10 protein-coding genes are annotated in these 9,412 nt (G+C 74.0%); 5 read left to right on the top strand and 5 right to left on the bottom strand.

Annotated features, from left to right (window positions below):
- Window positions 1-111 precede the first annotated feature (111 nt).
- The 5 genes from hisN to AB0O00_RS21755 all read right to left on the bottom strand — a co-directional run bounded on the left by hisN (window position 112) and on the right by AB0O00_RS21755 (window position 4,659).
- Window positions 112-909 carry a histidinol-phosphatase gene (hisN, locus tag AB0O00_RS21775; protein WP_363654195.1) on the bottom strand — a complete coding sequence of 266 codons (798 nt, stop codon included), beginning with the start codon at window positions 907-909 and terminating at the stop codon, window positions 112-114.
- Window positions 910-982: 73 nt separating this feature from the next.
- On the bottom strand, window positions 983-1,306 hold the full coding sequence (locus AB0O00_RS21770; RefSeq protein ID WP_363654193.1) for a multidrug efflux SMR transporter: 324 nt from the start codon (window positions 1,304-1,306) through the stop codon (window positions 983-985).
- Between the two features lie 128 nt (window positions 1,307-1,434).
- Window positions 1,435-2,490: a ribosome small subunit-dependent GTPase A gene (gene rsgA, locus AB0O00_RS21765; RefSeq protein WP_363654191.1), complete on the bottom strand. Its 1,056-nt coding sequence runs from the start codon at window positions 2,488-2,490 to the stop codon at window positions 1,435-1,437.
- A 15-nt stretch (window positions 2,491-2,505) separates the two neighbouring features.
- Entirely contained in the window at window positions 2,506-3,837 is a 1,332-nt protein-coding gene (aroA, locus tag AB0O00_RS21760) for a 3-phosphoshikimate 1-carboxyvinyltransferase (protein WP_363654189.1), read from the bottom strand.
- 87 nt (window positions 3,838-3,924) lie between these two features.
- The gene (locus AB0O00_RS21755; protein WP_363654187.1) at window positions 3,925-4,659 is read right to left on the bottom strand and encodes a M50 family metallopeptidase; all 735 of its coding nucleotides are present in this window, start codon (window positions 4,657-4,659) and stop codon (window positions 3,925-3,927) included.
- Between the two features lie 152 nt (window positions 4,660-4,811).
- Between AB0O00_RS21755 and AB0O00_RS21750 the strand changes: the two genes are divergently transcribed.
- The 5 genes from AB0O00_RS21750 to AB0O00_RS21730 form a co-directional block, all read left to right on the top strand.
- Entirely contained in the window at window positions 4,812-5,564 is a 753-nt protein-coding gene (locus tag AB0O00_RS21750; RefSeq protein WP_363654185.1) for an SOS response-associated peptidase, read from the top strand.
- A gap of 52 nt (window positions 5,565-5,616) precedes the next feature.
- Window positions 5,617-6,255, top strand: coding sequence for an alpha/beta family hydrolase (locus AB0O00_RS21745; protein ID WP_363654184.1), 639 nt, complete (start codon window positions 5,617-5,619; stop codon window positions 6,253-6,255).
- Window positions 6,256-6,563: 308 nt separating this feature from the next.
- On the top strand, window positions 6,564-7,307 hold the full coding sequence (locus tag AB0O00_RS21740; protein ID WP_363654197.1) for a sigma-70 family RNA polymerase sigma factor: 744 nt from the start codon (window positions 6,564-6,566) through the stop codon (window positions 7,305-7,307).
- Window positions 7,304-7,711 (top strand): mycothiol system anti-sigma-R factor, encoded by a 408-nt coding sequence (rsrA, locus tag AB0O00_RS21735; protein ID WP_363654182.1) that lies wholly within the window; start codon window positions 7,304-7,306, stop codon window positions 7,709-7,711. The genes AB0O00_RS21740 and rsrA overlap by 4 nt, the downstream gene beginning before the upstream one ends.
- 320 nt (window positions 7,712-8,031) lie before the next feature.
- Window positions 8,032-9,412: HD-GYP domain-containing protein (locus tag AB0O00_RS21730; RefSeq protein WP_363654181.1), on the top strand; the 1,381-nt coding region annotated here is incomplete at its 3' end.

Here is a 9,412-nt window from a genome sequence, read left to right as displayed (position 1 = left end):
CCAAATATTTGGGCGCGGCCCGCCGGCCCCCCTAACGGGAGGACACTGCCCAGCGGGCCCCCCCCCCTCCACCCCCTGGTCGAGGGGCCCGCAACCATCTGCGGGGACGGATCAGACGCTCAGCCGGCGCAGCGTCTCCTCGTGCAGGAGGCCGTTGGTGGCGACGGCGTCGGCGCCGCCCGGGCCGTCGATGCCGTCCAGGCCGGTGAAGCGGCCGCCGGCCTCCTGGACGACGATGCAGGGCGCGGCCATGTCCCACAGCGACAGCTCGGGCTCGGCGGCGATGTCCACGGCGCCCTCGGCGAGCATCATGTAGGACCAGAAGTCGCCGTAGGCGCGGGTGCGCCAGCAGGCGCGGGTGAGGTCCAGGAACGGGTCGAGGCGCCCGCGCTCCTCCCAGCCGGACAGCGAGGAGTAGGAGAGGGAGGCGTCCTCGATGCGGGAGACGCCGGAGACGTTGATGCGGGAGGCCTTGGCGAGGCTGCGGCCCGCGTAGGCGCCCAGGCCCTCGGCGGCCCACCAGCGGCGCTGCAGCGCGGGGGCGGAGACGATGCCGACCACCGGGCGCGCGACGCCGTCCGGGCCGTCCTCCAGCAGGGCGATCAGGGTGGCCCAGACCGGCACGCCGCGGATGTAGTTCTTGGTGCCGTCGATCGGGTCGATCACCCAGCGGCGCGGGCCGGAGCCCTGGAGGCCGAACTCCTCGCCGAGGACGGCGTCGCGCGGGCGGGCGCGCTGGAGGACGCCGCGCACCAGCTCCTCGGCGGCCTTGTCGGCGTCGCTGACGGGGGTGAGGTCGGGCTTGGTCTCGACGGCGAGGTCGAGCGCGCGGAAGCGGTCCAGGGTGACCGAGTCGGCCGAGTCGGCGAGGACATGGGCGAGTCGGAGATCGTCGTGGTAGTCGGCCATGCCCGAAACCCTAGCGATCCCGTCCGGATCGGGACAGCGGGGCTCACGGAGTGAGCGGGATCGGCTCGGCGGCTCAGTGGGTGGTGCCGCTGAGCTGCAGGCCGATGACCCCGGCGATCACCAGGGAGATCGAGACCAGCTTGAGCACCGAGGTGGTCTCGTCCAGGAAGGCCATCCCGTAGATGGCGGTGCCGGCCGCGCCGATGCCGGTCCACACCGCGTAGGCGGGGCCGACCGGCAGGCTCTTGAGCGAGAGGGTCAGCAGGCCGAAGCTGCCGAGGGCGAACACGCAGAAGCTGATGGTGGGCCAGAGCCGGGTGAAGCCCTCGCTGAGCTTGAGGTTGATCGCGAAGCCGGTCTCCAGCAGGCCGGCCAGGATCACCAGGGCCCATGCCATCGCGTGCCCTCCCTGTCGATCGACGGGTCGGACCGCGCTGTGGCCCGACTTTCCTATGATCGCCAGGCGGACGCGGTCCGACACCTCGAACGGGCCACGAGCCTCGGGGCAGGCGCGGGGCCGGGCGGTCAGTCGCCCTCGCGGGCCTCCTTGCTGGCCAGCAGGCGGCGCAGCGAGTACAGCCGGGCGGCCTCGGCGTGGCCGTCGGCGACCCACGCGTCCAGTGCGCAGTCCGGCTCGTCGTGGCTGCACGCGCGGGGGCAGTCGGCGGTGCCGGGCTCCAGGTCGGGGAACGCGTGGATGACCCGGGACGGGTCGATGTGGGACAGGCCGAAGGAGCGGAAGCCCGGGGTGTCGATCACCCAGCCCGAGTTCAGCGCCTTCTTGGAGCCGGCCTTGGCGCCCGGCGGCGGGGGCAGGCGCAGCGCGAGGGCGGAGACGGTGGTGTGCCGGCCGCGGCCGGTGACGGCGTTGACGTGGCCGGTCTGCCGCTGGCGGTCCGGGACGAGGGCGTTGACCAGGGTGGTCTTGCCGACGCCGGAGTGGCCGATGAACACCGTGGAGCGGCCGCGCAGGTGCTCGCGCACGGCCTCGGCGCCGGCGGTCTCCAGTTCGTCCCGGCGGGTGACGACGTAGTTGATGCCGAGCGGGGCGTAGGACTCCAGGAGCGTTTCCGCGGACGCGAGGTCGGCCTTGGTGAGCACGAGCAGGGGCTCCATGCCCGCGTCGTAGGCGGCGACCAGGCAGCGGTCGATCAGCCGGGGCCGGGGCTCCGGGTCGGCCAGGGCGGTGACGATGGCGAGCTGTTCGGCGTTGGCGACGACGATCCGCTCGTAGGGGTCGTCGTCGTCCGCGGTGCGCCGCAGCACGGAGCTGCGGTCCTCGACCCGGACGATCCGGGCGAGGGTGTCGGCGTCGCCGGAGAGGTCTCCGACGACGTTGACGACGTCGCCGACGACGACGCCCTTGCGGCCCAGTTCGCGGGCCTTCATCGCGACGACCTGGCGCTCCTGCTTGGTCCCCGGGTCGACCAGGCAGGTGAGCCGGCCGCGGTCGACGGTCAGCACCATCGCCTCGGCGGCGTCCTCGTGCTTGGGCCGGATCCGGGTCCGCGGCCGGGAGCCCCGGCGGGCGGGGCGGTTGCGGATGTCGTCCTCGTCGGCGTCCTTGCCGTAGCGGCGCATGGCTTCAGTCTCCGCTCAGGCGTCCGCCGCCGCTTCGCCGAGCAGGTCCGCCCACATCTTCGGGAAGTCGGGCAGGGTCTTGGCGGTGGTGGCCACGTTCTCGACCTGCACGCCGGGCACGGCCAGGCCGATGACGGCCGCGGCGGTGGCCAGGCGGTGGTCCTCGTAGGTGTGGAAGACGCCGCCGTGCAGCGGGCGGGGGCGGATGCGCAGGCCGTCCTCGGTCTCGGTGACGTCGCCGCCGAGGTCGTTGATCTCCTTGGCGAGCGCGGCGAGCCGGTCGGTCTCGTGCAGGCGCAGGTGGGCGATGCCGTAGAGGTGGGACTCGGAGTCGGCGAGCGCGGCGACGGCGGCGATCACCGGGGTGAGCTCGCCGACGTCGTGCAGGTCGGCCTCGATGCCGTGGATGCGGCCGGTGCCGGTGAACTGCAGGCCCTCGTCGGTGAACTCGCAGGCGCCGCCCATCCGGCTGTAGATCTCGCGCAGCTGGTCGCCGGGCTGGGAGGTGTGCCGGGGCCAGTCGCGGACGGTGACCCGGCCGCCGGTGACGAGCGCGGCGGCGAAGAACGGCGCGGCGTTGGACAGGTCGGGCTCGACGACCAGGTCGCGGCCGATCAGGGCGCCGGGGGTGACCCGCCAGACGTCCTTCTCGCCGCCGTCCTCGGGGGCGTCGACCTGGACGCCGGCCTTGCGCAGCATCTCGACGGTCATCCGGATGTGCGGCAGCGACGGGACGGGGCCGCCGACGTGCCGGACCTCGACGCCGTGCCGGTAGCGGGCGCCGGACAGCAGCAGGGCGGAGACGAACTGGGAGGACGAGGAGGCGTCGAGCTCGACCGGGCCGCCGTCGAGGCCGCCGGTGCCGTGCACGGTGAGCGGGAAGGCGCCGCGGCCCTCGTCGTCGATGCGGGCGCCGAGGGCGCGCAGGGCGTTGATCACGCCGTGCTGGGGGCGCTCGTAGCTGCGCGGGTCGCCGTCGAAGTGGACGGGGCCGTCGGCGAGGACGGCGAGCGGGGGCAGGAAGCGCATGACGGTGCCGGCGTTGCCGACGTCGATGGACGCCGGGCCGAGCAGGGCGGGGGCGGGGATGACGCGCCAGGCCTCACCTCCGCCGGTGCCGCCGGAGTCGTTGTTGACCTTCTCCTCGATGCCGACGCCGAGGGCACGGAGGCCGTCGGCCATGAGCTGGGAGTCGCGGCTGCGCAGCGGGCGGCGCACCCAGCCGGGCTCGTCCGCGAGTGCCGCCAGCACCAGGGCCCGGTTGGTGACCGACTTGGAGCCGGGGATGGTGACGGTGGCGTCAACGGGGGTGGTCGCGACGGGGGCGGGCCACAGGGTCTCGGTCATGGGGGCCAGTTTAGGGGCCGTGCCGGAACGGCCCCTGCTGCGGCCGGATGGCGGACGGCCGTGGTGCCCCGGGGGAGGGCGTTTGGGTTAGCCCAGCGGCTGGAGCAGCCAGCTCGCGCCGAGGGCGAGCGAGGCGAGGGCGATCAGCAGGAAGACGGTGACCCAGGCGAGGCCGGGGATGTGGGTGAGGCGGGCGAGCTGGTCGGCGTCGGAGTCGCGGGCCCAGCCGGTGCGGCGCTGGTGCTGGAGCTCCAGGACCGGGCGGACGGCGCCGAACAGCAGGAACCAGCAGCCGAGGTAGGCGAAGCCGGCCTGGACCTGGGCGCTGCCGAACCAGGAGACGAGGAAGAAGGCGCCGCCGGCGACGAGCACGGTGAACAGGCCGTAGGCGTTGCGGATGCGGATCAGCAGGGCGAGCAGCAGCGCGATCGCGAGCCACAGCAGCAGCGTGATGCGGTCGCCGGCGAGCAGGGCGGCGCAGCCGAGGCCGAGCAGGGCGGGGGCGGTGTAGCCGGCGGCGGCGGTGAGGACCATGCCTGGGCCGGTGGGGCGGCCGTAGGAGAGGGTCAGGCCCGAGGTGTCGGAGTGCAGCCGGATGCCGGCGAGCTTGCGGCCGGTGGCGAGCGCGGCGAGGCCGTGGCCGCCCTCGTGGGCGATGGTCACGGCGTTGCGGGTGACGTGCCACAGCGGGCGGGCGAGGACGGCGAGCAGGGCGACGGCGCCGGTGGCGAGGACCAGCCAGCCGGGCGGTGCGGGCTGGGTGCCGGTGACCCGGTCCCACAGGTCGGCGAGGTCGTGTTGGGTCGTCGGGTCGGCGGTCATGGCGTGGTGTCGCCTCCGTTCGGTGCGCTGGGCCGTTCGGAGCAGCCTCCCATGGGGGGACGGGGCGGGGGGAGGCGGTGGTTGCGGCTGGTGGGCCCGCGGCCGGGGAGGGGCGAAGTGGTGAGAGGGGGCGTCATGGCAAAGTGGCCGGCATGTGCGGTCGCTTCGCCTCCAGCAGCAAGCCCGAGGACCTCGTCGACTTCTTTGGGGTCGAGCAGTGGGATCCCGAGGAGACCCTCGCGCCGAACTGGAACGTGGCGCCGACGAACAGCGCGTTCGTGGTGCTGGAGCGGATGTCGAAGGAGCGGCCGGGCGCGGTGCGCCAGCTGCGGGTGCTGCGCTGGGGCCTGGTGCCGCAGTGGTCGAACTCCGCCGAGACGGCCGTGAAGATGATCAACGCCAGGTCGGACACCGTGCACGAGAAGCCCTCGTACCGGCAGGCGTTCGCCTCCCGGCGGTGCATCCTGCCGGTGGACGGCTACTACGAGTGGCAGACGGTGCCGGGCGAGCGCGGCAAGCCGCGCAAGAAGCCGTTCTTCGTCTCCCGGGTGGACGGCGCCCCGCTGGCGCTGGCCGGGCTGTACGAGTTCTGGCGCGACCGGGCGGTGCCGGCCGGGCACCCGGAGGCCTGGCTGGTGACGTTCACGATCGTGACGACGGACGCCGAGGAGCTGCTCGCGCCGATCCACGAGCGGATGCCGCTGTTCCTCGACCCGTCCTCCTTCGACGAGTGGCTCGACCCGGGGCTGAGCGACCCGGACGCGTTGCGCCGGCTGCTGATACCCCCGCCGCCCGGCGCGCTGCGGGCCACCCCGGTGTCGCCGGCGGTCGGCAGCATCCGCAACAACGGACCGGAGCTCAAGGAACCGTGGACCGAGGTCGAGTACGAGACCACGCTGTTCTGAGCTGTCCCGAGCTGTTCTGAGCTGTTCTGAAAACGTGTGGGGAGTAGCCGAGATGACCGACTCCGAACTCGTCGCCACCGAGGCGGGCGAGGCCAGGATCACCTACCACCGGGCGGCCGCGCCCAAGGCGCTGCTGGCGCTCGGGCACGGCGCGGGCGGCGGGATCGAGGCGCGGGACCTCGTGGCGCTGGCCGCGGCGCTGCCGCCGCGCGGGATCACCGTGGCGCTGGTGGAGCAGCCGTGGCGGGTGGCCGGCAAGAAGCTCGGCCCGGCGCCGCGGACGCTGGACCTCGGCTGGACGCCGGTGGCGCGGCGGCTGGCCGGGCAGGGGCTGCCGCTGGTGGTCGGCGGGCGCAGCGCCGGGGCGCGGGTGGCGTGCCGCACGGGCGCGGCGAGCGGGGCGGCGGGGGTGGTGGCGCTGGCGTTCCCGCTGCACCCGCCGGGCAAGCCGGAGAAGAGCCGGGCGGAGGAGCTGCTGGAGTCGGGGCTTCCGACGCTGGTGGTGCAGAGCGCGGCGGATCCGTTCGGCGGGCCGGCGGAGTTCCCGGAGCTGCCGAGGGGGCACGTCGTGGTGGAGGTGCCGTACGGCAGCCACGGCTTCGAGGTGCCGAAGCGGGCGCCGGTGGGGCAGGGCGAGGTGCTGGAGCTGATCTGCGGGGCGGTCGGGGACTGGGTGCTCGGGCTGCTGTGACCGCCGCACCGGCGGTGAGCTGCGGTTTTCCCCGGGGGCTTCGCTCGCTCACCCGTGCGGGTGAAAGCCTTGCGGGGGCGGGAATGCGGGCGGGGGCCCTGTGGTTGACACCCTCGTCAGCAGATTACCGGTGAGAGGCAGGGCAGATGGGTTCGATCGCGTGCCCGGAGCGGCCGGAGGAGCGCGAGGCCGCCACGGCGTTCGCTCCCGCCTGGTCCGACTGGATTGTCGCGGGCGAGAAGCCCGTCAGCCCGATATCCTCCCTTTCGGGGCGGCCCGCCGTGGGCCGTGCGCGCCATGCCGAGGAGGTGGGTCCGGTCGTCGGGACCGAGCACGAGGCCGAACCCGGCCGTGGCCCGGATGAGGGCCGGCCCGAGGGCGAGGCGCTCACCGGTGAGGAGCTGGCCGAGGCGATCGGTGAGGACACCTTCCGGGTGTCGGCCGAGGAGTCCGAGGAGGCCCGGCGGGAGCGCTTCGAGCGCGACGCCCTGGGCTACCTCGACCCGATGTACTCGGCCGCCCTGCGCATGACGCGCAACCCGGCCGACGCGGAGGACCTGCTCCAGGAGGCGTTCGCCAAGGCGTACGCGTCGTTCCACCAGTTCCGCGAGGGCACGAACCTCAAGGCCTGGCTGTACCGCATCCTCACCAACACCTTCATCAACTCGTACCGCAAGAAGCAGCGGGAGCCCCAGCGCACCGCGGCCGAGGAGATCGAGGACTGGCAGCTGGCGCGCGCCGAGTCGCACATGTCGACGGGGCTGCGCTCGGCCGAGACCCAGGCGCTCGACCACCTGCCCGACAGCGACGTGAAGGACGCCCTCCAGGCCATCCCCGAGGAGTTCCGGATCGCCGTGTATCTCGCGGACGTCGAAGGCTTTGCGTACAAGGAGATCGCGGACATCATGGGTACTCCCATCGGTACGGTGATGTCCCGGCTGCACCGCGGCCGCCGTCAGCTGCGCGGCATGCTGGAGGATTACGCCCGTGAGCGCGGGCTCGTCCCGGCCGGCAGCGGGGCAGGGCAGGAAGCGAAGGGCTCGGGCTCATGAGCTGCGGCGATCCGCACGACACCGAGTGTGGCGAGGTCCTCGACCACCTCTACGAATTCCTCGACAACGAAATGGCCGAGGGTGACTGCGCCAAGCTGCGCGTGCACTTCGAGGAGTGCTCGCCGTGCCTGCGGCAGTACGGCCTGGAGCAGGCGATCAAGGCGCTGATCAAGCGTTCCTGCGGCTGCGACGACACCCCGACCGACCTGCGCAGCAAGGTCCTGGCCAGGATCGACTCGATCCGCGCCGGGCAGCGCTCCGGCGAGCAGGTCGTGGTGGCCGTCGAGACCGCGGTCGAGATCCACGCCGAGGCCGCGCGGCCGGTCCCCGAGGTGGGCGGCGACGCGCCGCAGCCGAGCGTGCGCCCCGGTGCGCCGGTCGAGGCGGGCGCCCAGGCGGAGTAACCGGGCGGGACCGCCGGCGAGGGCGGTCCGGACGGTCCGGACACGGAGTTCAGCGGCCCCGGGTGGGTGTGCTCCCGGGGCCGCTCCCGTGCTGCTTACGTGCGCCCCTCACTCGTTCGAGTGAGTTGGCGGTGTGCCAGCTGCGGCATTGCGCGATCATGCGTCCCCGCGCCCGACGAGCGGCCTATCCTCCTGACGGACACTCACCGCCGGTCCGCCCGGCGCGCTGAGCGCGGACAGCGGGCCAGGACGGCGGGGAGGTCGAGATCGCTAGCGACAGTAGAGGCGCGGCCCTGCCGGAGGGCGCGACGCGGTACCTCGTGGCCGTTCCGGTGGCGGCGCTCTGCTGCCTGCTCCCGCTGCTGTCCGCCGCGTCCCTGCCCGGGGTGCCGCGCTGGCTCGGCTCCCCCGTCGACTGGCCCAAGGTCGGGCTGCTCGGCTTCCTCCACGGCTGCTGGGAGTCGCTCGCCCAGGGCCTGCCCACCCCCTGCCAGCGGCTGGTGCGCCGGCTGCTGCGCCGCCCGGTGCCGGCCGACCGGGCGCCCGTGCGGCCAGGGGCGAACGCGTTCTTCCCGGTGCTGTTCGCCGGCGTGCTCATGCTCCCGCCGGCCGCCGCCGCGCTCGTCGCCGTGCCGGCGGCGCTGCTCGGCGGCCCGGGCGGGCGGCACTACCGGCAGCGGCAGCTGTGGAACGGCTCCCAGCTCGCGCTGAGCGCCTTCGCCGCCGCGGTCGCCTTCCACCTGCTGCGCGGCCCGCAGCTGCTCCTCGGCTCCCGCTTCCCCGCCGCACTGCTGCCCGCCCTCGCCGCCCTCACCGCGTTCTGCCTGGTCAATGGCGCCCTGGTGGGCGTCATGCTGATGCTCAGCGAGGGCAGCAGGGCCGACGTCCTGCTGCGCGGGGCCTGCACGGTGTGCGGGCTGCCGGTGCTGGTGCACGCCGCCGGCGGGCTCATGGTCGCCGTCCTGTGGCAGGGCCCGTACGGCGCGTTCGCGGCGCTGCTCGCGCTGCTGCCGCTGTCGATCTCGGCGTGGGTGTTCGCCCAGGGGCACCGCGAGCGCGACGCCCACCAGGCGACCGTCCAGGCGCTCGTGCAGGCCGTCGAGATCAAGGACGCCTACACCCGCGGGCACAGCGAACGGGTCGGCCGGGCGGCGGTGCTGATCGCCGGTCAGCTCGGCATGGAGGCCGAACGGCTGCGCACCCTGCGCTTCGCCGCGATCCTGCACGACGTCGGCAAGCTCGGCGTGGCCACCGAGCTGCTCCGCAGAAACGGTCCCCTCACCGACGCCGAGCGCCGGGCCGTCGAGGTCCACCCGGTGTACGGGTACGAGCTGGTGCGCGGCATCGCGTTCCTCGGCGAGGCGCACGCCGGGATCCTGCACCACCACGAGCGGATGGACGGGCGCGGCTACCCCAGCGGGCTGGCCGGCGAGCAGATCCCCGAGTTCGCCCGGATCATCTCCGTCGCCGACGCCTTCGACTCGATGACCTCCACCCGCTCCTACCGGCGCGGGCGCCCCGTCGCCGAGGCTGTCGCGGAGCTGGAGCGGTGCTCGGGCAGCCAGTTCGACCCGGTGATGGTCCGCGCGCTGATCGGCGCGCTCGCCGTCCACGACTGGCAGCCGGTGCTGCCCGCCCCGAACGGGGAGTGCCTGCGGGCCGTCCCGGACATCCCGCTCGGTGTGCCGGAGCCCGTCCGGT

The sequence above is a fragment of the Kitasatospora sp. NPDC093558 genome (assembly GCF_040683475.1).
Classification (GTDB): Bacteria; Actinomycetota; Actinomycetes; order Streptomycetales; family Streptomycetaceae; genus Kitasatospora.
Note: the sequence above shows the minus strand (reverse complement) of the source record. Positions and strands in the feature narration are given on the sequence as shown.